General features: G+C 64.7%; 20 protein-coding genes. 11 read left to right on the forward strand and 9 right to left on the reverse strand.

Going from position 1 to position 25,730, the window contains the following annotated elements:
* Positions 1-56: 56 nt before the first annotated feature.
* Positions 57-1,979: a BCCT family transporter gene (locus AACZ17_RS09075; protein ID WP_290737691.1), complete on the reverse strand. Its 1,923-nt coding sequence runs from the start codon at positions 1,977-1,979 to the stop codon at positions 57-59.
* A 271-nt stretch (positions 1,980-2,250) separates the two neighbouring features.
* On the opposite strand from AACZ17_RS09075, the gene AACZ17_RS09080 reads away from it, so the two are divergent.
* Positions 2,251-4,926 (forward strand): TonB-dependent receptor, encoded by a 2,676-nt coding sequence (locus tag AACZ17_RS09080; protein WP_290737694.1) that lies wholly within the window; start codon positions 2,251-2,253, stop codon positions 4,924-4,926.
* Between the two features lies 1 nt (position 4,927).
* A complete protein-coding gene (locus AACZ17_RS09085) occupies positions 4,928-6,913 on the forward strand; it encodes a tetratricopeptide repeat-containing sulfotransferase family protein (RefSeq protein WP_290737697.1) in 1,986 nt (661 codons plus the stop codon).
* Here the strand turns inward: AACZ17_RS09085 and AACZ17_RS09090 are convergent.
* Positions 6,910-9,015: a TonB-dependent receptor gene (locus tag AACZ17_RS09090; protein WP_290737700.1), complete on the reverse strand. Its 2,106-nt coding sequence runs from the start codon at positions 9,013-9,015 to the stop codon at positions 6,910-6,912. The two genes, AACZ17_RS09085 and AACZ17_RS09090, sit on opposite strands and share 4 nt — an antisense overlap.
* 70 nt (positions 9,016-9,085) lie before the next feature.
* Between AACZ17_RS09090 and AACZ17_RS09095 the strand changes: the two genes are divergently transcribed.
* From AACZ17_RS09095 to AACZ17_RS09105, 3 genes are all read left to right on the forward strand, one after another.
* Complete coding sequence (locus AACZ17_RS09095) at positions 9,086-9,520, forward strand: BlaI/MecI/CopY family transcriptional regulator (protein WP_290737703.1); 435 nt, start codon at positions 9,086-9,088, stop codon at positions 9,518-9,520.
* The gene (locus tag AACZ17_RS09100; protein ID WP_290737706.1) at positions 9,510-10,463 is read left to right on the forward strand and encodes a M56 family metallopeptidase; all 954 of its coding nucleotides are present in this window, start codon (positions 9,510-9,512) and stop codon (positions 10,461-10,463) included. Before AACZ17_RS09095 ends, AACZ17_RS09100 begins: the two co-directional genes overlap by 11 nt.
* Before the next feature lie 95 nt (positions 10,464-10,558).
* Positions 10,559-11,206 carry a tetratricopeptide repeat protein gene (locus AACZ17_RS09105; protein WP_290737709.1) on the forward strand — a complete coding sequence of 216 codons (648 nt, stop codon included), beginning with the start codon at positions 10,559-10,561 and terminating at the stop codon, positions 11,204-11,206.
* Between the two features lie 14 nt (positions 11,207-11,220).
* On the opposite strand, the gene AACZ17_RS09110 is transcribed toward AACZ17_RS09105, so the two are convergent.
* From AACZ17_RS09110 to mpl, 4 genes are read right to left on the reverse strand one after another with little or no spacing between them, the layout of a single operon-like run.
* Positions 11,221-11,820: an LON peptidase substrate-binding domain-containing protein gene (locus AACZ17_RS09110; protein WP_290737712.1), complete on the reverse strand. Its 600-nt coding sequence runs from the start codon at positions 11,818-11,820 to the stop codon at positions 11,221-11,223.
* Positions 11,821-11,833: 13 nt separating this feature from the next.
* Positions 11,834-12,091, reverse strand: coding sequence for a YkgJ family cysteine cluster protein (locus AACZ17_RS09115; protein WP_290737713.1), 258 nt, complete (start codon positions 12,089-12,091; stop codon positions 11,834-11,836).
* Positions 12,091-14,712: an MMPL family transporter gene (locus tag AACZ17_RS09120; RefSeq protein WP_290737716.1), complete on the reverse strand. Its 2,622-nt coding sequence runs from the start codon at positions 14,710-14,712 to the stop codon at positions 12,091-12,093. Before AACZ17_RS09120 ends, AACZ17_RS09115 begins: the two co-directional genes overlap by 1 nt.
* A complete protein-coding gene (gene mpl / locus AACZ17_RS09125) occupies positions 14,712-16,082 on the reverse strand; it encodes a UDP-N-acetylmuramate:L-alanyl-gamma-D-glutamyl-meso-diaminopimelate ligase (RefSeq protein ID WP_290737719.1) in 1,371 nt (456 codons plus the stop codon). The genes AACZ17_RS09120 and mpl overlap by 1 nt, the downstream gene beginning before the upstream one ends.
* A gap of 164 nt (positions 16,083-16,246) precedes the next feature.
* On the opposite strand from mpl, the gene AACZ17_RS09130 reads away from it, so the two are divergent.
* Complete coding sequence (locus tag AACZ17_RS09130) at positions 16,247-17,509, forward strand: 6-phosphofructokinase (RefSeq protein WP_290737722.1); 1,263 nt, start codon at positions 16,247-16,249, stop codon at positions 17,507-17,509.
* Between the two features lie 56 nt (positions 17,510-17,565).
* Complete coding sequence (gene ppa, locus AACZ17_RS09135) at positions 17,566-18,111, forward strand: inorganic diphosphatase (protein ID WP_290737725.1); 546 nt, start codon at positions 17,566-17,568, stop codon at positions 18,109-18,111.
* Between the two features lie 72 nt (positions 18,112-18,183).
* Here ppa and AACZ17_RS09140 read toward each other — a convergent pair whose 3' ends face one another.
* The 3 genes from AACZ17_RS09140 to AACZ17_RS09150 are packed head-to-tail and all read right to left on the reverse strand — an operon-like array spanning position 18,184 to position 20,767.
* A complete protein-coding gene (locus tag AACZ17_RS09140; RefSeq protein WP_290737728.1) occupies positions 18,184-18,879 on the reverse strand; it encodes a M15 family metallopeptidase in 696 nt (231 codons plus the stop codon).
* The gene (gene sfsA, locus AACZ17_RS09145) at positions 18,873-19,592 is read right to left on the reverse strand and encodes a DNA/RNA nuclease SfsA (protein WP_290737731.1); all 720 of its coding nucleotides are present in this window, start codon (positions 19,590-19,592) and stop codon (positions 18,873-18,875) included. Before sfsA ends, AACZ17_RS09140 begins: the two co-directional genes overlap by 7 nt.
* Complete coding sequence (locus AACZ17_RS09150) at positions 19,592-20,767, reverse strand: pyridoxal phosphate-dependent aminotransferase (RefSeq protein WP_290737734.1); 1,176 nt, start codon at positions 20,765-20,767, stop codon at positions 19,592-19,594. Before AACZ17_RS09150 ends, sfsA begins: the two co-directional genes overlap by 1 nt.
* A gap of 219 nt (positions 20,768-20,986) precedes the next feature.
* On the opposite strand from AACZ17_RS09150, the gene dksA reads away from it, so the two are divergent.
* The 4 genes from dksA (at position 20,987) to AACZ17_RS09170 (ending at position 25,695) form a co-directional block, all read left to right on the forward strand.
* On the forward strand, positions 20,987-21,460 hold the full coding sequence (gene dksA, locus AACZ17_RS09155; protein WP_290737737.1) for an RNA polymerase-binding protein DksA: 474 nt from the start codon (positions 20,987-20,989) through the stop codon (positions 21,458-21,460).
* A gap of 82 nt (positions 21,461-21,542) precedes the next feature.
* Positions 21,543-22,463: a tRNA glutamyl-Q(34) synthetase GluQRS gene (gene gluQRS, locus AACZ17_RS09160; protein ID WP_290737740.1), complete on the forward strand. Its 921-nt coding sequence runs from the start codon at positions 21,543-21,545 to the stop codon at positions 22,461-22,463.
* Between the two features lie 66 nt (positions 22,464-22,529).
* Complete coding sequence (locus AACZ17_RS09165) at positions 22,530-22,706, forward strand: hypothetical protein (protein WP_290737743.1); 177 nt, start codon at positions 22,530-22,532, stop codon at positions 22,704-22,706.
* Entirely contained in the window at positions 22,696-25,695 is a 3,000-nt protein-coding gene (locus AACZ17_RS09170; protein WP_290737746.1) for an ATP-binding protein, read from the forward strand. The genes AACZ17_RS09165 and AACZ17_RS09170 overlap by 11 nt, the downstream gene beginning before the upstream one ends.
* The last annotated feature ends 35 nt before the right edge of the window (positions 25,696-25,730 follow it).

Raw genomic sequence — 25,730 nt, forward strand, 5'->3', positions numbered from 1 at the left:
GGCAATACAGGGTTGGCCATTATGCACCAACGCTGCGTTCGACGCCGAGCAACGGCCTAGTGCAGGGCGCGGTAAAACTGCTGATGGCGCTCGAAATGACCCAGCGCGTCGTGAATGATCTGCTCGCGGGACCAGCCCATGACGTCGTAATCCTGCCCGCCCTGGTGCAGGTGCACCTCGGCCCGATGAAACACCCTGTCCGCCTCCTGACCAACCGTAGCCGACGACGACACATGTGGACGGCATACCACTTCGTAGCGAAACTCGGGCTCACCCGCAACGGCAATGGTCAACCCCACCCGGCCACGCTCACCGGTGGCTGCATCGACCCGCGCACCGACGCCGCGCTCGCGCAATGCCTCGGCGAACTGCTGCAGTGCCGGTGCAACAATGTCGCGCTGAAAACGATTCACTTCCGCGTCACCGGGCTGGGCCAGCAGTGCGTTCAGGCGCCCACGCCAACTGCCCGGCTCCTGGACGACAGGAACCACGTTGTGCAGGTCGCGCTGTGCGACATCCAGTCGCAGCGCCCGCGCCAGCCCCCAGATACCACCCAGCAACGCTACGGAAAACGGCAATGCACTCGCAATCGCCGCCGTCTGCAAGGCCGCGAGACCGCCTGCCAGCAGCAATACGATAGCGATCACGCCGATGACGGCTGCCCAGATCAGGCGCTGCAATACCGGCGTATCATCACGACCGTGGGCGCTGAGCATATTCAGCACCATCGCCCCACTGTCTGCCGAGGTCACGAAAAACACCACCACCATCACCAGCGACATGATGATCAGCACGCGGGATCCCGGCAAATACTCCAGGAACTGGAACAGGGCCTGGGACTGGCTCGCCAAAACGCCCTCGCCGAGCGCCGCCTGGCCCTCGTGGAGAATCAGCTCGATGGCACTGTTGCCAAAGATCCCCATCCATAGCAGGGTGAAACCACAGGGCACGATCATGGCACCGAGCACAAACTCCCTGATGGTACGACCGCGGGAGATACGCGCAATGAACAGGCCGACAAACGGCGACCAGCTCAACCACCAGCCCCAGTAGAAAATGGTCCACCCCCCCAGCCAGTCAGTGGGTTCATAGGCATAGAGATTGAAAGTCTTGGCAACCAGGTCACCCACATACACGCCAAGGCTCTGGATGCTCGACTGCAGCAGCGTCACGGTCGGGCCGGCAAACAACACTCCGCCGAGCAGCAACAACGCCAACAGCAGATTCAACTCGGAGAGGCGGCGAATGCCCGTATCCAGACCCAGTGCCACGGATATCCCGGCCAACACCATGATGCCGCAGATCAGCGCCACCTGGACACCGCTGCTGACCTCGATGTCCGTCAGGTAGGCGAGGCCACCGTTGATCTGCAGGACGCCATAACCCAGGCTGGTGGCGATACCGCAGCTGGTACAGAGGATCGCGAACACATCGACAGCGGCGCCAAACGGCCCGTGGATACGCTCACCGACAAGGGGATAGAACGCCGAACGCAGCGTCAGCGGCAGTGCGTGACGAAACGCAAAGTAAGCCAATACCAGCGCCACGATCGCATAGATCCCCCAGGCGTGCAGCCCCCAGTGGAAGAAAGTGAGCTGCATCGCCTGGCGGGCCGCGGCGACTGTGCCCCCCTCGCCCAGTGGCGGCTGCAGAAAGTGCATCACCGGCTCGGCAACCCCGAAGAACATCAGGCCAATGCCCATGCCGGCAGCAAACAGCATGGCAAACCAGGAGGGCAACGAATAATCCGGCACAGAGTGGTCTGGCCCCAGCTTGATGTCGCCGAACCGCGTGACACTGAGGATCACGATACTGAGCAGAATAACCGCCACCACCAGCACGTAATACCAGCTCGCATAGCGAATGATGGCGTCCTGCAGTTGCTGAAACACGTCACTGCTCGCCTGCGGCGCAAAAGCCGCTGTGGCCACCAGCGCGGCCAGCAGCAACAGCGAGGGCCAGAATACCCAGGCATCCACGTCCAGAACGCCGCGGCGCCTCCGACTATTACTTTGTTGTGTAATGATTCGCTACCTTGTCAAGGTGAGAGCTCGCCGCTGCCAGTCGGTGCGGGTTCGCTGGATTAATGGAAATACCTTTGTATTTGCGGAGATTTTAGCGTTGCGGCCGCACAATGTGAACAATGCCCACTTCAAAGCGACCCCGTAAAGCCGGTATTATAGTTAGTTGTCTAAATATAACTTGTCTAAATACTTTCACAGGGGGAAGTCGGCAGCAATGGAGAACAGCATGCAGCATTCAACACCTATCCGCACCAGGCCAGCCACACCACTCCGCACGCTGGCCCGAGCGGTCATGACCGCGGTCACGAGCGGAGCACTCGCCGCGACAGGGGCGCAGGCGCAGCAACTTGAGGAGGTGGTGGTAACCGCCACCAAGCGCACCGCCAGCATGCAGGATGTTCCGGTCGCCGTATCCGCCATCACGGAGCAATCCATCGCAGAACAGGGCATCACTGACTTTGCGGACTACATCGCCTCACTACCCAACGTCACCGCCGGTGGCCGCGGTCCAGGACAGAACGAGATCTATATTCGCGGCGCGGCCATTCAGGCCATGAACACCACCATACAGGAAGCCAACGGCAGTGCCCCCAACGTCGCACTGTATCTGGATGAGCAGCCGGTCACCGCCGGGGGCCGCAATCTGGATGTTTATATCGCCGACATGGAGCGTATCGAGGTCCTGCCGGGACCACAGGGTACCGTTTTCGGGTCGAGCTCGCAGGCGGGCACCGTTCGCCTGATCACCAACAAGCCCGTGATCGACGAATTCTCGGCGTCCTTCAAGGCCGGCACCTCATTCATGCCCGAAGGCGACCCCAGCGCCAATGCCAGTGCCGTGTTCAACTTTCCGCTGATCGAGAACCGTCTGGCCGCCCGGGTCGTGGTCTTCAATGATCGCCAGGGCGGCTACATCGACAATGTGCGCGGCACGTTCACACCGGATCCGTCGCGCAACCCCGCACTGCCCTCTGCCGACGGCGTGGTCTTTACCCCCGGCGGGGGCGATCCCACCGGGCACCAGTTCGCGGACGGCAGCTATGCCGAGCCCGGGCGCGCCTACGGGGTGCAGTACGAATCCCGCAACAACGATGCGCTGGCCGAGGAGGACTTCAACGACGCCACCTACCAGGGCTTCCGTGCGGGGGTCAAATACCTGATCAACCACGACTGGGACCTTCTGCTCACCCATCACCAACAGCAGCTGGACGCTGATGGCGTGTTCGATTACGACCCGGAAGTGGGCGACCTGGAAGTAGAGCGCTATCACCCGGACCGCCTCACCGAAGACTTCTCGCAGACGGCCTGGACCCTGCAGGGGCGGCTCGGGGAACTGGAGCTTCTCTACACGGGCGCCTACCTGAAACGCGAAACCGACCAGATCATCGACTATTCCAACTACGCCAACACGGGCTTCTACATCGCCGGCTACATGTGTGAGTACAACACCCCGGGCTACCATGGCGGCGGTGGCGTGGGTTACACCTTCGACCCCACGCTTTCTGGCGACCCCGACGTCATTGAATGCTCCAACAGCGGTGCCGGTTTCGCCGCCATCAGCAACGAGATGGAGCGCACCACACATGAATTGCGCTTCAACACCGATCCGGCGCGCTGGATACGCTTCCAGGGGGGCGTGTTCTATGAGGACGTCGAGCTGCAGCACGTTGGCGACTTCAATTACGGCAACCCGGACTGGAACGCCCCCGACCCCGGGCAGCTCAATGGCGGCAGCGGCCCGCTGGTCGCCAACGATCCCAACGAACGCAGCGCCACCACCCAGTTCTCCAACGACATCACGCGCCCCGAGGAACAGATTGCCGTGTTCGGCGAACTGGCCTTCGACTTCCTGCAGGACTTCACCCTCGCCTACGGCTTCCGCTACTACGATCTGGAAGCCGGCTTTGAGGGCTTCTCCATCTTCAAATATGGCAACCGGCCAGTACCAAACCTCGCAAACGGCAATGCCGCCAACAACCCGGACGTGGTGACGCGCCCCGATGTCACGGGTGGTCGCGACTACGTGGTGAACATCGGTGATTTCCAGCCCGCCTCGGTTGACGACACCATTCACCGGCTGACCCTGAGCTGGCGCCAGTCCGATGACCTGATGTTCTACGCGACCTGGTCCGAGGGCTTCCGGCCGCAGGGCTTCAATCGCGCAGTGGCAGGCAGCGAGGTACAGCCGCAGGCAGACGGCAGCGCACCCTGCAAGGTTTCGCGCACTCCGGAGTACTGCATCCCGCTGATTTATGCCTCGGACGAACTGGTCAACTATGAACTGGGCTGGAAGGGCGAGTTCATGGATCGACGTCTGCGCTTCAACGGTGCGGCCTACTATATCGAGTGGGATGGCATGCAGGTGGGCCACATCGACTCGCAGAACATCGATTTCCTGACCATCGTGGACAATGCCGGTGATGCAGAGATACGCGGCCTGGAGGGTGACGTCTCGTGGCTCGCCACGGCCAATCTCAGTCTCTTCGGTGCTTTTTCCTGGAACGACACGGAAATCGTCGACCTGAATCCCGCGTTTGCCTTCGCGGTGACCGATGTGGGCTCGCAGTTGCCGCTGGCACCGGAGTTCCAGTTCAGCCTGCGCGGGCGCTATGAGTGGGACGTTCTGCAGGGCACCGCGCACGTGCAGCTGGCCACACGCTACTCCGACGAGGCCTACAGCTCGATCATCGATGTACCGCAACGCCGCGAGCTGCAGGACGACTACGTCATCACCGATGCCACCCTGGGCTATCGGCAGGACACCTGGAGTGCAGAGCTTTTCGTCAACAACCTGACGGATGAGCGCGCACAGTTACACATCAATACGCAGGATGGCTCTCGCAAGATCCTGACCAACCGCCCGCTGGAGTTTGGTGTGCGTTTCGCCTACGACCTGTTCTGAGGTGAGCATCGAGGCTGCCAGGGCCTGCCTGCAACGCGGTGAGTTTGCTGCCGCGGAGCAGGCTGCCACCGCAGCACTTGCCGCTGGCGCGTCGAGCGAGGCGCTGTATCTGCAGGCCACGGCGCGTCGCTACCTGCACAGGCACACCGAAGCGTTGTCAACGCTGGAAGCGCTGCAGCGTATCGACGCCGGGCACGCGCGCCTCTATCAGGAGCGTGGCCACAACCTGCTGGCGTTGCAGCATGAAGCGCCGGCGCTGTCTGCCTATCGGGACGCAGTGTCACGCAACCCGGCACTGCTGGCCAGCTGGAAAGCCATCGCGAGGCTGACCCGCACCGACCCGGCCTGGCGCGAGCTGGCACGTGAGGCCGACATCCAGGTGCGGGCACTGTCACAACTCCCGCCCGAGATACTCAGTGGCCAGAGTATGCTGCATGAAGGCCGACTGGAGCGCGCGGAAGCACTGTGCCGCCACTTTTTGCGACGCAATCCGCAGCATACCGAAGGCATGCGCCTGCTCGCCGCCATTGCCGTCCAGCACGGCCAACTGGAGGAGGCGGCATTTCTGCTGGAAAGCGCCGCCGAGTTCAATCCGGCCAACCTGCTGGTGCGCCTGGACCATGTAAATGTCCTCTACCGGCAGCAACGTTTCACGGAGGCGCTTGCCGCAGCCGAGGCGCTGCAGGAAAAACTCCCGGGCAACCCGTCCATAGAAGCTACCCTGGCCAATCAGCTCATCGCCGTGGGCCGTTTTGACGAGGGCATCGCGCGCCTGCGCGGGCTGCTCGAAAAAAGCCCCGGCCAACCGTCACTGCTACTCACACTGGGACATGCACTGAAAACCGTCGGCGATGCGGAGCAGGCGATCGCCGCCTATCGCGCCGCCATGCAGCTGCGACCGGACTTCGGCGACGCCTGGTGGAGCCTGGCAAACCTGAAGACCTTCCGCTTTGCAGACGCTGACCGAGAGTTGATGATGGCGTGCGAGGCGGCGCCCAACACGGCGCAGGAAGACCGGATTCACCTCTGTTTCGCCCTGGGCAAGGCCTGCGAGGACCGCGCAGACTACGATGCCTCCTGGACTTACTACGAGCGGGGCAACCGCCTGCGGCATGCCACGCTGGGCTACCAGCCGGAACGCATGGCGCGGCGCCTGCGGCGCCAACAGGCGTTCTTCACCCGGGAACGTCTCGATGCCTGCGGCGGTGGTGGGCACCCGGCCCCGGACCCCATTTTCATTGTGGGCATGCCGCGCGCCGGCTCCACCCTGCTGGAGCAGATACTGTCCTCTCACTCTGCCATTGATGGCACCATGGAATTGAATCATATCCCGGCGCTGGCGCAGCGGCTGGACGGGCACGGCACACGTGCCGAGGGCGACGGCTATCCGGAACGCCTGGCTAACCTCGATGGGGCCACCTTGCGCGATTACGGCGAGCAATTTCTGGCCGCCACCCGCATCCATCGCCAGGGCGCACCCTTTTTCATCGACAAGATGCCCAACAATTTCCGCCATATCGGGCTAATTCACCTCATATTGCCCAACGCCCGCATCATCGATGCCCGTCGCGACCCCATGGACTGCTGTTTTGGCAATTACCGCCAGCTCTTCGCCTCTGGCCAGGAATTCACCTACGATCTGACGGATGTGGGAAGGTACTACCGGGACTATGTCGCGCTCATGGATCACTGGGACCGCGTGCTGCCCGGCAAGGTACTGCGCGTCCAGCACGAGGATGTGCTCGACGACCTCGAGGGCCAGATTCGACGTATGCTCGACTTCCTCGGGCTGGAATTCGAAGCGGCCTGCCTGCGCTACTACGACACGGACCGGGCGGTGCGCACACCCAGCTCCGAGCAGGTGCGACAACCGCTGTTCCGCAGCGCACAGGCGCGTTGGCGCCACTACGAGCGGTGGCTCGAACCCCTGCGCGCCGCCCTGGAAGATGAGCCGGATGCCGGCCGCCGGGGCCGCACCGGCCGCTAGAAGCGATAGGCAGCAGTCAAACGCACAGTACGTGGCTCCAGCACGTGGTAATGCTGGTCCTCGACGCCACCCTCCGCTTCCCCGGGCAGTCGTGAAGCGTAGAAGTAATCGATGTCATGGTCATCGCTATCCAGCAGGTTCAGCACATCGGCGCGCAGGGTCCAGTCACCCAGGCGTCGCCCCAGCCCGAGATTGACCGAGAAGGTGGCATCGGACGTGGCACTCGCATCCTCCACCAGTGGCCGCTCGCCAAAGTAGCGCAGGCGCAGGCTGCCGAACCAGTCCTCACCATCGTCCAGGCTGATGCCCGCCTGTGCAACATGCTCGACCGCGCCGGGAATGGCCCGCTCTCCGGGTGGCGCGTCTGCGAAACGCGCATCGGTCCAGGCGTATTCAAGATCCAGCGTCCAGGCCTCCGAGAGCGCGTAGTAGGCAGTGAGTTCCACCCCGTTGCGCTCGGAGCGCCCGCTGGCCTCGGTGTTGCCCGCGTCCCCCACGAACAGCAATTCACTGTCCAGCTCCAGGTACCAGACGGCCAGCGAGGTATTCAGGCGCTCGCGCCAGAAACCCCGCACTCCGGCCTCGTAGCCCAGAGAGCGCACCAGCGGGTCAACCGCAGCAATGGCTGAGCCATCGGCGGGATCGATACGCGCGGTGGTACCGCGGGCATCATTGGAGTGAAAGCCCTGCCCGGCGGACACATAGGTCTCCCACGCGTCGTTCACGCTGAACACCAGGCTGCCCTTGAGCGACCAGAGCTCATCGTTGGCGTGGCCGCCATTCGCCGACAGGTCGACGCCGTTGACGTTGCGCTCAATGGCACTGCTGACATCGAAGTCGAAGTGATCGTACCGCAGCCCGACGACAGAGCGCAGGCGCTGGGTCCACTGCAGCTTTTGCTCCCAGAACAGGCCAAGGCTGGACTCCTCCACGGCATCGCTGCGCACTGGCCCGATGCGCTGTCGCGCAACGCTGCGATAGAGGCCCACCTCATCGATGTCATCCACGCGCAGTTCGACGCCGAACGTTTGTGTCATGGGCAACCCGGCAAGGGTGGCGGCATGGTTGTAGCGCAAGCGACCGCCGTAGAGCAGACGCTCGTCGACCTGTTCAAACTGGTCGCCGCGCTCCGGGTCATCGAGGAAATAGGTAAAGTTTGACCACAGGTTCAGGTCGTAACGCACCAGCCACGCCTCGGCCTGCCAGGCAGCACTGCGCCAGCCGGCGCTCAGGCTGTAGCGGCTGGATTCTCCGCCGACGGTGTCGTCGATGACGCCGAGGTCATCAATGATGCCCTGGGTGACAGCTCTGGCCGGAATCTGGTCGGCACTGTTCCAGCTGTTGTCATAGGCCATCGCCGCCAGGCTGAGGCTGCCGCCGGCCAGCTCGCGCGTATGCTTAATCAGTAGATTCACACGCGACAGGTCCTCGTCGATGCCTCGCCAGGGGCCGTCGTAGCGATTGCCCTCCAGGGCATACAGCCAGTCGCCACCGGCGGCGCGCTGGCTGTCCACCAGTACCAGCCGCTGGTAGCCGCCCTCACCCCAGGTGATTTCCGCGAGTCCCTCGTCCACCCGGTCCACGGTGCGCATGTCTGCACTGCCGGCGCCACTGAAGTCGCCGACGTCCGCGTAATAGGGGCCTTTCTTGTAGGCAATCGTGGCAAGCGCCTCGGGAATCACCGGATTCAGGTCCGTATAACCCTGGCCGTGACCGTGGGAACGCAGGTTCAGCGGCATGCCGTCGATGAAGGTGGCAAAGTCAGTGCCGTGGTCAAGGTTGAAACCCCGCAGGAAATACTGGTTCGCCTTGCCTGTGCCGCTGTGCTGCGTGACCACCATGCCGGGCACCAGCTCCAGCACCTCGCCCGTGCGCAGCAGCGGCCGCAGGGCAATCTCCTGGCGGCCGATAATGCCCTCCGACGCCGTTATCGCCTCGCCCACCAGGCTGACGCGCCGCCCCTCCACGGTCACGGTCTCCAGTGTCTGCCCCACTGCAGCCGGACTGAGGCCCAGCAGAAGCGCCGGCAGCACCCCCGCCGAGCGCACAGCACCTCTGGCCCGCCCCCGCCACCCTGTGGATTCCGTCATGCTCCCGATCACGCTACACTCCTTCCTGATTCAGTGGCATTGTGTAACACAGCCCCCCAACACCGATAACAGGTCGGTTTTCATGACCGAACAGAAACGCAGCCTGCTGCATCACCTTGGCATTCGCCCGCGTCGCGCACCCCACCTCGGGGAGCGTGAACTGGCCGTGATGAGCCTGCTGTGGCACGGAAAAAGCCTGTCGGCGGCGCAGCTACTGGATGCCATGGCCGCCGCGGACATTGGGCTGAGCACCGTGCAAAGCACCCTGGAGCGGCTGCACCGCAAGGGTTTGGTGAGCCGCAGGAAAGAGGCGCGCGCCTTCGTTTACCGCCACACCATCGACCGCGAGGAACTGATCCGTATTCTGCTGCGCGACATCACGCAGGATATTGCCGGTGGCGACCTGCTACCCGTGATAGCCGGCTTTGCCCGCTATGTTGCCGACGACGACGCCGCGACCGCATCGGCGATTGCGGCACTGCGTGGCGGCGACGGAAACGCTGCAGATGATGACTGAACTGCTGCCTCCAGTGGCGGACGCGGTGCTGATCTGGTGCGGCGTGTTCACGCTTTCATCGATCACGCACGCCCTGCTCTATCCCCCGCTGCAGCGGCGTAGTGCAGCAGTCTCCGCCGCTAGCGCGGCGGACCTGCGCCTGCTGTGGGGGCTACTGCCAGCGCTTGCGGCAGGCGCGGTGACCTGGCTGGTCCTTAACCCCGCACTTTCTGCGCCACTGATACCCGTACACTGTCACGGCCTGAACTGCGCGCCGCATCCACCACTGCCGGAGGCACACCCTGCCCTGCGCGTCGGCGTGGCGGCGGTGACCGGCGGTCTTGCCCTGGCCCTGTGTGGCGCCGTAGCGCTGCTGGCGTGGCGTGTGCAGCGGCGCTTGAGAACTTTGTTTTCCCTGTCACGGGCCGCCGCCACGCAACGCTTCCAGGTGATCGACGGGGCGGCCCCCGCAGCCTGGTGCGTCGGCTGGTGGCGACCGCAGGTGTACGTCTCCCGCAGCATGCTGGACGACCTTTCCGCCCGGGAGCTGCGGGTTGTGCTGGCACATGAATACGCACACCAACGGCGCAGGGATAACCTGCGCCGCGCTGCCCTGGCCATCGCCACTGTCCTCTGGCCCGGGAGTCTCCGACAGCAGTTGCTGCACGACTATCACACGGCCACCGAGATGGCCTGCGACAGGGCCGCGCTGCAGGTCAGCGGCGATGCCACCCTGGTCGCGAGGGTCATTGCCCGGCTCGAAGGAAAACCCGCCGCGACTGGCAATCACGGACGCGCAGAAAACACCGCTGACGCTGCGCGGGACCGCATACGGGCGCTGAATGCGGCTCCCCACCGCCCGACCTACCTCGCCGGACTACTGGCCGCCATCGCCAGCCTGTGGCTGCTCCAGGTGTGCGTGGGGACGGCACTGGCCCACATCGGCCTCGAGTTGGCGCATTGACACGCTGCCCCCGCAACCCTCCGACAGCAAACCCCTAAGGCTAAGCTAAGGTTTTCTTCGTATAGTAGTGCTACTGACTATGGAGACACACTGCCATGAACATCCGACAACACTGCACCGCACTGTTCGGCGCTCTTGCTCTCGCCGTCACCGCACTGCCGAGCCTTGGCTCGGTGGAGGCGGAAGTGGCGGCTCTGCGCACACAGTGGGAGCACGTCAACTTCGAGCTGGCCGCACAGGAGCAGGAAGCCGCCTATGGCGAGCTGCTGGAGCGCTGCGACACGCTGCTGGCGGCACAGCCGGATGACCCGCAGGCACTCACCTGGTGTGGCATCGTGCGCTCATCGTTTGCTGGTGTAATCGGTGGTCTGGACGCACTGGGCTACGCCAAGGCCGCGCGGGATGATTTTGAGCGCGCTGTGGCAATCGAGCCAACGGTGAGTGAAGGCGCCGCACTGGTCAGCCTGGGAACCCTGTACGCCCGCGTGCCCGGCTGGCCGGTGGGTTTTGGCAACAGCAAAAAAGCCCTGCAATACCTGGAAGCGGGCCTTGAGGCCAACCCCGAGGGCATCGACAGCAATTTCTTTCTCGCCGAGTTTCTCGTCAGCGAGGGCGAAACCGAGCGCGCGAAGGCGCACCTGCAGCGGGTGTTGAACGCAGCGCCACGGCCCGGCAGGGACGCGGCCGATGCCACTCGCAAGGCCGAGGCGGAGGCCCTGCTCAGCAAGCTGTCAGCGGACTGAACAGAGACCGCGGTTCAACCCTCGCCGCTGATGTCGCTCAGGATCAGGTCGAGCTGATCCATCAACGCCGCTATATCGCCGGCGTTGAGCAATGCGTACTTGAGCGACTCCTCCAGCGGCAGCAGCTGGGCGAGGGTATAGCCGACCTGCCAGGCGTCTTCGAAGTCGATCTCCAGGCCCATCCGGCGCACATGTGGATGCTGCTTCAGGTTCTCCAGGATTTCGCTCAGGGACAGCCAGGCCTGATCGAGTGCCGCCGGCTCCGGCATGGGCTCAAACACGACATTACCCAGCACCAGGCCATTGGCGGCCACCCGCGTGCCGCTGAGGTGAAAGCGCTCACGTCCCTCAATCGTCACCCCGAGCAAGCCGTTGGGCAGCTGATCGAAGTCAACGATACGGGCCAGCGTACCGAGGTCGCCCAACTGCTGGCGGGACCCCTTGGGCGCCACCTCCTCGCCCCGGCGCAGCCAGACCACACCAAAGCCGGTGCCGCTCTTCATACAGTCTCGAATCAGGTCCAGATAGCGCTGCTCGAAAATCTGCAGGGGCATTTTGCCGTAGGGCAACAACACCGCGGAGAGCGGAAAGAGGGGCAGTTCAGTTGCGGACATCAGGAACTCCTGTTCAGTCAGGGCGGCTGAGGATTTCCAGCTGCTCCAGGTTGGCCAGCGCGGCCGCACGGCTGTCACCACACACCGCGATGTCGGCCTGAAAGGCGCTGCATACGTCAGGCCGCCTCGGGTCCCCGAACAACGCGCAGAGACGCTCCGGCGTGAGATGGACGCAGGCCACCCCCGCAGGCTTACCCCGGGGCATGCCCCAAAACGGGGTGACGATGGAGGGCGCCACACAGCAGGCGCCGCAGCCGGCTCGACACTGCATCAGCCGCCCCCCGGCACCGGCGCTGTGTCGGCCTCGGGCCCCAGCGGGCGCATCAGCAGAATCAGTTTCGGCAGCAGCAGCAGTGCGCCAATCACCGCGACGGTCATGGCCAGCACCGTCAGCAGCCCGAAATAGATGCTCGGGTTGAAATTGGACAGCGTCAGCATCGAGAAGCCGATCACCACGGTGACCGTGGTGTAGTACATGGCACGGCCGATGCTGCGGTGGCACCGGTACATGGCTGCTACATAGTTGCGGTCTAACGGGAACTCACGCTGGAACCGGTGTACATAGTGGATGCAGTCGTCAACGCCGATGCCCACCACGATGGCGGCGATGGTAATGGTCATGATATCCAGCGGAATGCCGGCAAGCCCCATCACACCGAGCACCATGCCGGCCGCCACGATATTGGGCGCCAGGGCGATAAAGGCGAGGGACAGGGAGCGGAACAGCAGCAGGAACATCAGCATGATCGCAATAAAGACCGCACCGAGGGTGAGAATCTGTGACTGGAACAGGCTCTGCAACACGTTGTTGTAGAGCACCAGCATACCGGTGAAACGGATGCGCTCCGGCGCCATGCCGGTCACCTCCACCAGTTCGCTGTGCAGGCGCGACAGGAAGGCATCCCGACGCAGTTCCTCACTGGTCTCCTTCACCCGCACCGTAATCCGCGCCTGCTCCTTCGCTTCGGAAAAGTAGGGGTCGACCATCAGTTCGGCCACATCCGCCGGCAGGCTTTTCTGCACCAGCGCCAGCTCCACGCTACCGATATCCTCTCCCAGCAGGTCCTTGACCACCGCGAAGGTCGTGGAGAGGGAAAGCACCTTGCCGGTCTCCTCCTGACGGGCGACATGCTGGTGCGCGGCATCCAGCAGGCGCATGCCTTCCAGGCTGAACCAGTAGCTGGGGGTGAAGCTTTCGCCGCCACCACTGAACTCATCGAAGCCGCCGCCAAACTCATCGCCCCACTCGTCGACGCCCGGGTCGCCGGCCGCCTCGAAATCTGCCATCTCGTCATCGAGGAACGGATCGTCCTCCGCCGGCGGCTCGGGAGCCGGCTGCATATCCTCCAGGCCGGGCAGCGGGGCGCCGGCTTCCGGACCGGAAAAAATGATATCCAGCGGAATGGTGCCACCGAGCCGGGAGTCCAGCAGCTCCATGCCCTGGTAGATCTCGGTGGTCTCCTTGAAATAATCGATGAAGCGGTTCTCCACCTGCAGGCGGGAGATGCCGAGGGCAGTCAGGCCGATTACCACGGCGGTGGCCACCAGGATGGTCTTGCCAAAGTGCTCCGTGGCCCGGGCAAAGTGCAGGGTCAGGGGTTCGCCCTCCTGACGAAAGCGGAACGGACGTCCCCTGGGCCACACTTCGATCAGGCAGGGCACCATAACGAAAGCCAGGAACAGGGCCACCAGGATGCCCACCGTCATCATCCAGCCGAAGTCGATCACCGGCTGGATGCCGGACACCACCAGCGACATGAACGCCACAATGGTGGTGATGCCCGTGTAAACGCAGGGCACCGCCATCAGGGCCACAGTCTGCAGCACGCGATCGTGCAGATCCCCCTCCGGGTCCTCCGCGTGCAACTCCCGGTAGCGCACCACCAGGTGTATCGCAATCGCCAGGCTGATGATGAGCAACACGGCGACGAAGTTCGACGAGATAACCGTCATGCGCCAGTCCAGCCAGCCCAGCAGACCCAGCATCACGGTCACTGATGCGATACAGGTGGCCAGCGGAATCACGGTCCAGCGGACGCGGCGGAAAATCAGAGCCAGCACAACCAGCATCACCCCGAGTATCGCGCTGCCGAACAGCACCAGGTCGCTGCGCACAAAACTGACCATGTCCGCGGTGATCATCGGCACCCCGCCGACGAAGATCCGGGCATGCTGCCGATACCCGTCGGCGATGCTGCGCACCGACTGCACCAACGCGCTCTGCTGCTCCAGTGCTTGCGCCGTATGCGCCTTGAAGTCGACCTCAACGGCGTGCAGGGCCTCCTGCTCGGCAGCGCTCAGGGTGCCTGCCTCCGCCTTGGCGCGCAGGGCATCACGCTGCTGCAGCAGGTCGAAGTACCGCGTGTCGCGCTGCAGGTTGACCTGCACCGCAGTCAGGTCCCCGGCGCGACTGGCCAGCAACTCGGCGTAAATGGGGCTGGTGGTGAACTCCTCCAGCGCCATCGCGCGATCCACAGCCGGGTCGTTGAGACTGGGCAGGGGGTCACCCGAGGTGATGTCCGAGAGGCTGACCGGCGGACTCTCCAGCAGGGGCACATCCCACACCGTCACCACCGAGGACACGCGCGGCAGCGCCCGCAGCTCGTCCGCCATCCGCCGCAGCGGGTCCAGCGAAGCGTCGCTGAGCAGCGGTGCCTCCGGTTGCCAGGTCAGCAGCAGGAAGTCTTCGGCTCCATATTCGGCGGAGACCTCGCGAAAGAAATCCAGTGCCGGATCGCCCTGCAACATCAAGGAATCGGCGGAGGCATCGAGCTTGATTTTGCCCAGCTGGGAAGCGCTGAGCGCCAGCAGCAGTGCTACCATGCCCAGGGAGAACCAGGGCCTGCGCAGAACCAGCGCATCGTAGGCGTGAAGCAGAGGGTGTGAGCGCATCAGGAGGTTGCCGCCTTTAATTCGTCGAGGAGAAGCTGGTGGATGCCACCAAAGCCGCCGTTACTCATTATCACCACCCGGTCACCCGGTCGCGTGTCCCGGGCGACCCGCCTGGCCAGTTCGCCCACATCACTGGACACCGCAGCGGGCACGGGACTTTCGGCAGCAAGGGCGTCAAGCGACCAGTCCATGCCCGGGGGCTGAAACCAGTACACGGCATCGGCATCGCGGGTGCATGCGACCAGGGCGTCCCTGTGTTGACCGATACGCATGGTATTCGAGCGCGGTTCAACCACAGCAATCACGCGCCCGGTGGCGCTGGCCCGCACCCCCTGCAGCGTGGTCGCAATCGCCGTGGGGTGGTGGGCGAAATCGTCGTAGACCGTCACGCCACCCACTTCGCCGAGCAGTTCCAGCCGGCGTTTAACGCCGCGAAATGCGGATACTGCCCGCGCACCCTGCTGCAGCGGCACACCGACATGACGCGCCGCCGCCAGCGCCGCCAGCGCGTTCTCCACATTGTGTCGCCCAAGGAATCCCCAGGCAATCTCCTCTGTCGCCCCGGACGGGTCGCGCACCGAGAAACGCGATCCATCGGCCGCCAGCAGCGTCGCTGCCCAGTCCGGCGACTCGGCCAGGGCAAACGCCTGGGTCGGCGTCCAACACCCCATTGCCAGCGTTTCATCGACCGCGCCCACGCCCTGGGGGTGAATCACCAGGCCCTCACCCGGCACACAGCGCAGCAGGTGATGGAACTGGCGCTGGATAGCCGCGAGGTCGGGAAAGATATCGGCGTGATCGTACTCGAGATTGTTGATGGTCAGCGTGCGGGGCCGGTAGTGAACGAACTTGGAGCGTTTGTCGAAGAACGCGGTGTCGTATTCATCCGCCTCCACCACAAAGAAATTGCCGGCGGTGCCGCGCGCCGACTGGCCGAAGTTCGCCGGTACGCCGCCGATGAGAAAGCCCGGGGCCAGGCCGGCGTCTTCGAGAATCCAGGCCAGCAGGCTGCTGGTGGTGGTTTTGCCGTGGGTGCCGGATACCGCCAGCACCCATTTCCCCTGCAGCACGTGCTCTGCCAGCCACTGCGGCCCCGAGGTGTAGCTCAGCCCTGCGTTCAGCAGGTACTCGACCGCCGGGTTGCCGCGACGCATCGCATTCCCGACGACAACGGTGTCGGGGGCCGGCTGCAGGTGCTCGGGGGCGTAGCCCTCCATGAGTTCAATGCCCGCGGCCTGCAGCTGTGTGCTCATCGGCGGATACACGTTGGCATCGGAACCGGTGACCCGATAGCCGAGCTCCCGCGCCAACAAGGCGATACCCCCCATGAACGTGCCGCAAATACCCAGAATATGAATGTGCCCGCTCAAGCGCTGCTCCCTTTGGTAAAGCGGCGCAGTTTAGCACGCAGCCGGCAGCCGCAGCAGTCATCGTCAGGAACTGTCACAGGCACGGTCTACAAGCGCGCCAGTTTCCCGTATCATCGCGACCTGACGAAAAAATGATACTTCCCGCGCCACACTACGGACACACTATGCCTGTCAAAAATGCCTTCTACGCCCAGTCTGGCGGTGTTACCGCCGTTATCAATGCCTCTGCCTGCGGCGTTATCGAAACCGCGCGGGCAAACCGCAAACAGATTGGCAAGGTGTACGCTGGCCGCAATGGCATTATCGGCGCACTGCGCGAGGACCTGATTGACACCAGCAAGGAGACGCCGACAGCCATTCGCGGCCTGCTGAGCACGCCAGCCGGCGCCTTCGGCTCCTGTCGACACAAACTCAAGAGCCTGGAAGAAAACCGCGCCGAGTACGAGCGCCTGATCGAGGTGTTCCGAGCGCACAACATCGGCTACTTCTTCTATAACGGCGGCGGTGACTCCGCGGATACCTGCCTCAAGGTGTCACAGCTCAGCCAGTCCATGGGCTATCCGCTGCAGGCGATTCACATTCCCAAGACCATCGACAACGACCTGCCCCTGACCGATACCTGCCCCGGGTTTGGCTCGGTAGCCAAGTACGTCGCCATCTCCACGCGGGAAGCGGCGCTGGACGTGGCGTCCATGTGTGCAACCTCGACCAAGGTGTTCATTCTGGAGGTTATGGGCCGCCACGCGGGCTGGATCGCCGCCGCCGCGGGCCTGGCCGCGGAGCAGGAGGGCGATGCCCCGCATATCATCCTGTTCCCGGAGGTGGCGTTCGACCGTGCAAAGTTCCTCGCGCGGGTGCAGCGCACGGTCAAGCGCTGGGGTCACTGCGTTATCGTCGCCTCGGAAGGCACGCAGGATCGTGAGGGCCGCTTCCTTGCCGAGTCGGGGCTCACCGATGCCTTCGGTCACAGCCAGCTGGGCGGACTGGCGCCCTCCCTCGCTGACATGATCAAGCAGGAGCTGGGCTACAAATACCACTGGGCGGTCGCCGACTACCTGCAGCGCTCCGCCCGCCACATCGCCTCACAAACCGATCTCGACCAGGCGTACGCCGTCGGCCGGGCCGCTGTTGAACTGGCCCTGCAGGGCCGCAACGCCGTCATGCCCGCCATCGTGCGTGGCAAGGGAAAGAAGTACAGCTGGCACATCGGCGAAGCACCCTTGGAGGCGGTCGCCAATCGGGAAAAGAAAATGCCCCGAAGCTACATCAGTCGCGACGGCTTCGGCATTACCGACGAGGCGCGGGCCTACCTCGCGCCCCTGATCGCCGGCGAGGCCTACCCGGACTACCGCAACGGCTTGCCGCGTTATGTGCGGCTGCGCCTGACGCCGGTGCCACGCAAGCTGAAGTCGGCGTTCAAGGTTTAGACACAGCCTGCTATACTCCGCAGCCCAATTAGCAACCACTCACTACAGGAAAGCCCATGAGCCTGCACCTCGTGCCCGCCGGGAAGAACATTCCCGATGAAATCAACGTCATCATCGAAGTCCCCGCACATTCAGACCCGGTCAAATACGAGGTTGACCACGACAGTGGCGCCATCATGGTGGACCGCTTCATGACCGCTGCGATGTTCTACCCCTGCAACTACGGCTACATCCCGAACACGCTGGCAGACGATGGCGACCCGCTGGACGTGCTGGTCCACACGCCGCACACCGTGATCAGCGGCTGCGTGATCCCCTGCCGCCCCGTGGGTATCCTGCACATGTCCGACGAAGCCGGCGGCGACGCCAAGCTGATTGCGGTGCCGACCGACAAGCTCAGCAAGGCTTACAAGGACATCAAGGAAGCGACGGATCTGCCCCCGCTGCTGATCCAGCAAATCCAGCATTTCTTCGAGCACTACAAGGATCTGGAACAGGGCAAATGGGTGAAGATCGAAGGCTGGGGCACCGCCGACGAGGCGCGCAAGGCGATCGTCGATGCCGTGCGCAACTTCGACGAGACCAGCCAGATCGACCGCTGATCCCATTGCGATCACCGGGGCCGGCCCTGTGCCGCGCCCCGGCCTGCCAGACGCTAACCCGGCACACCAGGTTCACTCACACCAGTTGTCCGCGACGGCAACATAGCGCGCCAACAGCGCCGGCAATGCAGCTTCAACCTCATCGCGCAGGGCCAGTGGCTCGGCGGCGCAATCCCAGCACTCACAGAGGGTCGCGGCGGTAACGCGCCCGGCCAGCTCACGTGACAGCGGCGCGAAACTCAGGTGCCAGCGTTCCGGCGCCACCCCCCCGCGGTCTCGTGCGTAGGGACGGTAGAAGCCCTCCGAGGCATGCGCGGCCATGCGTTCATCGAGCCAGCGATGCAGCGCATCAAAGGGACCACCGGGTGCCACTTCGGCCGGCGTCAGCTGCACGCTGTACCCGGCCGGCACGGCCTTCGCGTCGTACACATCGAGATCCGTACCCCAGTGATGACGCGAGGTGCCAGGCAGGGCGGAGAAGCGCAGGATGGCGTGCAGACGCGCCGCCGCCGACAGGTTGCGAATATCGAGCGGGGCGCCCGCCTCATCGTGGACCGGGCGCTCCCCCCGGGCCTTGCCATTCCAGATCAGGCTCTGGCGCGCGTAGGAGCGATAGCTGCTGGCAATGGCGAGTTCAAAACCCGCTGCGCGGGCCGCGACCCGCAGGCGCTGGAAAGCGGCCGCCGCGTCAGGCTGCAGCCGGTGTCCGCTGTCGACCTCGACCAGATGGCTGTCGTCGCGACCGGTCAGTTGGGCAATACTCAGCATGGCGGCGACCCCGGTGGGTCCAGCGAAAACGGCAGCGGGCGTGCCAGCGCCAGCCCCCGGGGGGATACATCCGCCTGCCAGGCCAACACCTCCACGCCGGCGGCCACGGCGTCCCGCAGCGCGTCGCGGTAGCCGGGATCAATAGTGCCCGCGCTGCTCACACGGACAACGCCGCTGTGCAACACGCAGAACAGCAGCACGCTGCGGGTGCGCGGGTCGAGTACCTCGCGCAGGGCATCGAGGTGCTTGCGGCCGCGTGCGCTGACAGCGTCGGGAAACAGGCCCTGCCCACCCTCGACACACAGGGTCACGGCTTTCACTTCGACGAAGACGCGCCCCGCGGGGCCGCTGAGCAACAGATCGGCGCGGCTGCCACCGGCGTAGGGCACTTCCGCCGCGATATCCGGGTAGCCCTCGAAGCCGGGCACAACCCCGGCCTCCAGTGCCGCCCTCACCACCCGGTTGGCCAGCGCCGAATGAATACAGGCCAACCCACGCGACGTCTCCACCAGTTCCCAGGTGTGCGGGTACTTGCGCTTGCCATTGGATGATTGCGACAGCCAGACCCGCGCACCCGGCTCCGCGCAACCGGTCATGGCGCCGGTGTTCGGGCAGTGTGCGGTGAGGACCTCGCCCGAGGGCAGCTCAACGTCGGCCAGAAAGCGCTTGTAGCGCCGCAGCAGGCGGCCCTGCAGCAACGGCGGAAACTGCACTAGCCGAGTACCCGGGACAGGCGGCCGACCGCCTCTTCAAGACGCTCCATGCTGGTGGCGTAGGAGAACCGGATATGCTCCCGCGCCCGGACGTGGCCAAAATCGACACCCGGCGTCAGCGCGATACCGTGTTCTTCCAGCAGGCGCCAGCAGAACGCTTCGCTGTCGTCGGTAAACCGCGCGGCATCGGCGTAAATATAGAAGGCGCCGTCAGGTCGGCAGGGCACGGTGAGCCCCAGGTTCTCCAGCGCAGGCAGCAGAAAGTCGCGGCGCTGCCGGAAGATATCCCGCCGCGCCTCGAGAATTTCCCGGGTAGCCGGCTGGAAACAGGCCAGCGCCGCGTGCTGGGCCATGGTGGACATGGAAATGAACAGGTTCTGGGCCAGCTTTTCCAGGCCGGGCACAGCGGCTTCGGGCGCCACCAGCCATCCCAACCGCCACCCGGTCATGCCGAAGTACTTGGAAAAGCTGTTGACTACGAACGCGTCCGGATCCACCTCCAGCACCGAGCGCGTGGGGCCGTCGTAGCCCAGACCGTGGTAGATCTCATCCACAATCAGATGGCCGTTGCGCGCGCGCACCGCGGCAGACAGGTCCGCCAGCTCTGCCAGCGAAAGCGAAGTGCCGGTGGGGTTGGCAGGCGAGGCGACCATCGCGCCCACGGTGTTCTCACGCCAGTGTGCTGCGGCGAGGGCCCCGGTGAGTTGAAACCGGGTTGTCGCATCCACCGGCACCAGCTGTCCGCGCCCTTCGACCAGACGCATGAAATGCCGGTTGCAGGGATAGCCGGGGTCGGTCAACAGCATGCCGTCACCGGGGTTGAGCAGCAGCGCACTCAGCAGCAACAGTGCGCCCGAGGCGCCCGGCGTCACCATGATGCGCCGGGGGTCGATATCGAGGCCGTAGTCACGGGCATAGTGTGCGGACAGCGCCTCCCGCAGCGCGGGTAAACCGCCCGACGGCGAGTAATGGGTGTGCCCATCGGCAAGTGCCCGGCGACCGGCCTCGACGATGGGTGCGGCGGTCACAAAATCCGGTGCCCCCGCCGCCAGATGCACGATGTCGCGCCCGGCGGCGGCAAGTTCGGAGGCGCGTGTGAGTACCTCCACGACACGGAATGGCTCGATATCGGCTATGCGATCGGCGAAACGAAATTCCCTGGAAGGTGTTGTCATTGGCTCCCCACGCTGGGCAAAGACCCCATTCTAGCAACGCCGGGCGCGCGGTGTTAGCGCCGGGAATGTCGCACCTGCAGACGCGCCCCGCAGCTGCGAATTTTGTGGCGAAGCGAGGTGATATCTGGTAGTTTCTCGGCGCTTAATCGCCGGCGCCCCGCGTCGACGTGCCCACTCCGGTGGGTTTTCGAACCACCCGATCCATATGGGGACCCAGCCATGCCCAAAGCAGCAAAGAAAGCGCCGGCAAAAACCGCCAGCGCGAGTACCTCAGCGAGCACGGAGTTCAAGAACTTCGAGCCCTACAAGCCGAAGCGCGGCGAAGAGTACATGAGCGACAAGCAGCTGGAGCATTTTCGCAGCATCCTGCTCAACTGGAAGTCGGAGTTGATGCAGGAAGTGGATCGTACCGTCAGCCACATGAAAGACGAGGCCGCCAACTTCCCGGACCCCGCTGACCGCGCCACGCAGGAAGAGGAATTCAGCCTTGAACTGCGCACCCGGGACCGCGAGCGCAAGCTGATCAAGAAAATCGACAGCACGATCGAGCGCATCAACCAGGATGACTACGGCTTCTGCGATGCCTGCGGTGTGGAAATCGGCATCAAGCGGCTGGAGGCCCGGCCCACGGCAACCTTGTGCATTGACTGCAAGACCCTTGATGAAATCAAGGAAAGGCAGGAAAAGGGTTAACAGCCCGAACGCAGGCACCGCGCGGCTCGCAGCAGGCGGGCCGCCAGCGGCCGTCCTGCGCTGACGACGCTTCATCCAGTTCATGTCCACCGCCGGCCACAGCGCCTACCGCGGCCGCTTCGCCCCCTCCCCTACCGGCCCCCTGCACCTGGGATCGCTGCTCGCCGCCCTCGCCAGCTGGCTGGAGGCGCGTCACGCCGGGGGCCGCTGGTTGCTACGCATTGAAGATATTGACCCGCCACGCGAACAGGCGGGGGCGGCCGATGCGATACTGCACTGCCTGCAGCGCCACGGACTGCACTGGGACGACAGCGTGCTCTGGCAGAGCCAGCGCAGTGCCGCCTACGACAGCGCGCTCGCCGCGCTGCAGGCGGACGGACACCTGTTCGCCTGCGCCTGCAGCCGCCGTGAACTCGGACCCATGGGTGACTGTAGGCGGGGCTGCCATCAGCGGGGCTGCCGTCAGCGGGGGGGCGCGCCGGAAAGACCCGCCTCACCGTATGCCCTGCGCGTCGCGGTACCCGCCACATTCTCGGCTCACTGGCAGGACACCTGGCAAGGAATGCAGGACTGGCCACTGGGCGCGACGCTGCACGACTTTGTTGTGCGACGCAAGGACGGGCTCTATGCCTACCAGCTCGCCGTGGTCGTTGACGATGCGGCCCAGGGCATTACCGACGTGGTACGCGGCGCCGACCTGATCGATTCCACGCCCCGGCAGCGCTTGCTGCAACAGCTGCTGGGCTACGCATCCCCGCGCTACGCGCACATCCCGGTGCTCACGGACCGCAGCGGACAGAAGCTGAGCAAGCAGAACCTGGCCCCGGCACTCGAGGCCACGGCACCGGCTCACAACCTGCGTGCCGCCCTCGCCGCCCTCGGCCAGGCAACGCCGCCGGCACATGCCTCCAGTGTCGAGGCGCTGCTCGCGTTTGCCCTGGCACACTGGGAACCTGCGGCGGTGCCCGCACAGCCTGTGGTGTCGGCAGCTGCCACGCACTGACACGCGCTTTACCGTGCGATGCAGCTTGCGTAGTATCCATGACCACGGCGACGACGGGGCCTTTACATGTACATCAACCGCGCCCTGCTCCTGCTCATGGGGCTGGCCTTCATCTTCATGCCTGCCATAGAGCAGTGGCTGTGGGCCGCGGATGCCGGCTGGTACCGGCCGTTCCTGCTCTGGCTCGCGGCGATTGTTGCCGCCTGGTCCAACCAGTTCCGACGCCACACCGATGAGCTTTAGCCTCCCGGAGATTTTGCTCGCCATTGTCGGCTACCTGTTGGTGCTGTTCCTTGTGGCGCACCTCGCGGACCGCGGCATCCTGCCGCGCCGCATCACCCACCACCCGGCCACCTATGTCCTGTCACTGGCGGTGATCGCCTGCGCCATCGCCAGCAATGCCATCTTCGAGCTCGCCTACCGCTTCGGTTACGGCTTCCTTCTTTACTACACGGGCGTGGTGCTGATGTTTCTCATGGCGACCCTCCTGCTGCTGCCGCTGCTGCGCCTGTGCCGGGTGTACCAGCTGGCCTCGCTGGCCGACGTGCTGACCTTCCGCTTCCGCAGTCACCGCGTGGGCGGCGCGGTAACGCTGGCGATGTGCCTGACCCTGATGCCCCTGCTCGCGCTGCAGATACAGGCCGTGGCCGACAGCATACACATCCTTGCCGGCGCACCGGACCGGCTGATGCCTGCGGCCCAGCGACAGGACACGCTGGCGCTGATGTTCTGCCTCATCATTATCATCTTCGCCATCCTGTTCGGCACCCGCAACCTCACCTCGCAGCGGCGCAATATCGGCCTGGTGACCGCGGTGGCCTTCGAGTCGCTGGTGAAGCTGGCCGCCATGCTGCTGATGATGGCCATTGCGGTGAAGGAGGTGTTTGGCGGATTCGCAGGACTGGAGGCCTGGCTCGCGGCCACGCCGGCAGCGCAGGCGGTGATCCAACAGCCCGTCGCCGGAGACGCGGCGCGGGTGCTGCTGCTGGTGTTCTTCGCCGGCGCCGTGTGCATGCCTCACCTGTTCCACATGGCCTTTGCCGAGAACAAGGAATCACAGGACCTGCGGGCCGCGAGCTGGGGCCTGCCCCTGTACCTGCTGTTGCTCGCACTGCCCGTGCTGCCGCTGGCCTGGGCCGGCATGCGGCTGCCGCATGACCTGCCAGCGGGCTACACCGGGCTCGCTATCGGCATCGGCCTGCAGTCGCCAGGGTTTGCCGCGCTGGCGTTCGTGGCGGGGCTGTCTGCCGCCAGTACCGCGATCATTGTCGCCACACTGGCACTCGCCAACATGTGCCTGAACCACCTGATTCTGCCCCGGCAACTGCTGCAGATTCGCACCGACCAGTCGCTGTACGACCAGCTGAAATGGTTGCGCCGCTCGCTGATTGCGCTGCTGATCCTCGCCGGCTACGGCTTCTTCGTCGCCGTCAATGGCAAGCACAGCCTGGCGCAGCTGGGCCTGGTGGCGTTCTCCGGCACGCTGCATTTCCTGCCCGGGATCGTCGCCACGCCCTACTGGGCCGGCGCCAATCGCAAGGGGCTGGTGTGCGGTCTCGCCGGCGGCCTGCTGCTGTGGTTCATCCTGTTGCTGCTGCCCGTGCTGGGGATCGACCAGCCCGCCTGGATGGCTGCCCTGGCCGAGCGCTGGTTTGCAGGCACCGACACCGCCTGGGCCGCAGCGAGCCTTGCCGCACTCGGCGTCAACGTGGCGCTGTTCGTGCTGGTATCACTGCTCAGCCAACCCTCGGATGAGGAGCGGGTGGCTGCGGAAATCTGCTCCATGGATGTGTTGAGCCGCTCACCGCGGCGCACGCTGACGCTGCGCAGTGCGCAGGAATTCACCGAGCAGCTTGCGCTGGCACTGGGTGAGGCAACGGCGCAGCTGGAGGTGTCACGGGCCCTGCGCGAGCTGCAGTTTGATCACAACGAATCAAGGCCCTACGCGCTGCGCCGTCTGCGCGGTCGCATCGAAGCCAACCTGTCGGGCCTGCTGGGGCCGGCCGTGGCCCATTCCATCGTCAGCCGCTGCATCCCCTTCGACAACAACCCCGGCGGCAGCAGCGAGGACCTGTTCCTCATCGAACGCCGGCTGGACCGGGCGGGGGGGCAGTTCACAGGCCTCGCCGCAGAGCTCGACAACCTGCGCCTGCACTACCGGAAAACACTGGACAACCTGCCTATCGGAGTCTGCTCGCTGGCACCGGACCGCGAGCTGCTGCTCTGGAACCGCAGCATGCAAAGCATCACCGGCATCGCTTCCAGCGCGGTGCTCGGCTCTCTGCTGGAGTCACTGCCACCCCCCTGGGGGCAGGTCATCGGGCAATTTCTCAGCGAGGGTGCCGACACGGTGTTGAAGCGCGAGGTGGTGCTGGAAGATGGCGCGACGCGCTGGGTCAGCCTGCACAAGGCCAGCGCGGGCGGTGCACACAACGGTGACCAACTGGTGTTGATCGAGGACATTTCCGACTACGAGCGACTGGAGCAGGAACTGCTGCACAGCGAGCGACTGGCCTCGATCGGGCGCCTGGCCGCCGGCGTCGCGCACGAGATCGGCAATCCGGTCACCGGCATTGCCTGCCTGGCACAGAATCTCGCCTACGAGGATGACCCCGCAGAGGTCCGCAGTGCGGCGCGGGACATTCTGCGGCAGACCGACCGCATCAGCCGTATCGTCGACTCCCTGGTCAATTTCTCCCACGTTGGTTCCGGCGCCGGCGATCTGCACCTGGAGCCCTGCAACCTCGCCGATTGCGTGGACGAGGCCATCCATCTGCTGCAACTGGACCACCAGGCCAGGCCCATGCGCTTCGAGAACCACTGTCACCGCGAAATTCTGGTGCACGCCGATGCCCAGCGCCTGCTGCAGGTCTTTGTGAATCTGCTGGGGAATGCCCGTGATGCAAGCCCGGCGGACGCCAGGGTCACCGTCAGCGCCCTTGCGCAGGCGGAGCGCGTGGCGATCACTGTCGAGGACGAGGGCAGCGGTATCCCGGCGTCTCTGCAGAGCCAGGTCTTCGAGCCCTTCTTCACCACCAAGGAGCCCGGCGAAGGCACCGGGTTGGGGCTGGCCCTGGTCTACAGCATCATGGAAGACATGCAGGGCTCTGTTCACATCCAGAGCCCGGTCGGGCCCGCCGAGCGGCCGGGCACACGATTCACCCTGCAACTGCCTCGCGGGCACTACGATACCCACGAGGGTGTAACACGCGGTGACAACCCAAGCGCCTGAACCGACTGGAAAAAAGTAGGCGGCAAGGGTATGTT

The organism is uncultured Haliea sp. (assembly GCF_963973825.1).
GTDB lineage: Bacteria > Pseudomonadota > Gammaproteobacteria > Pseudomonadales > Halieaceae > Haliea.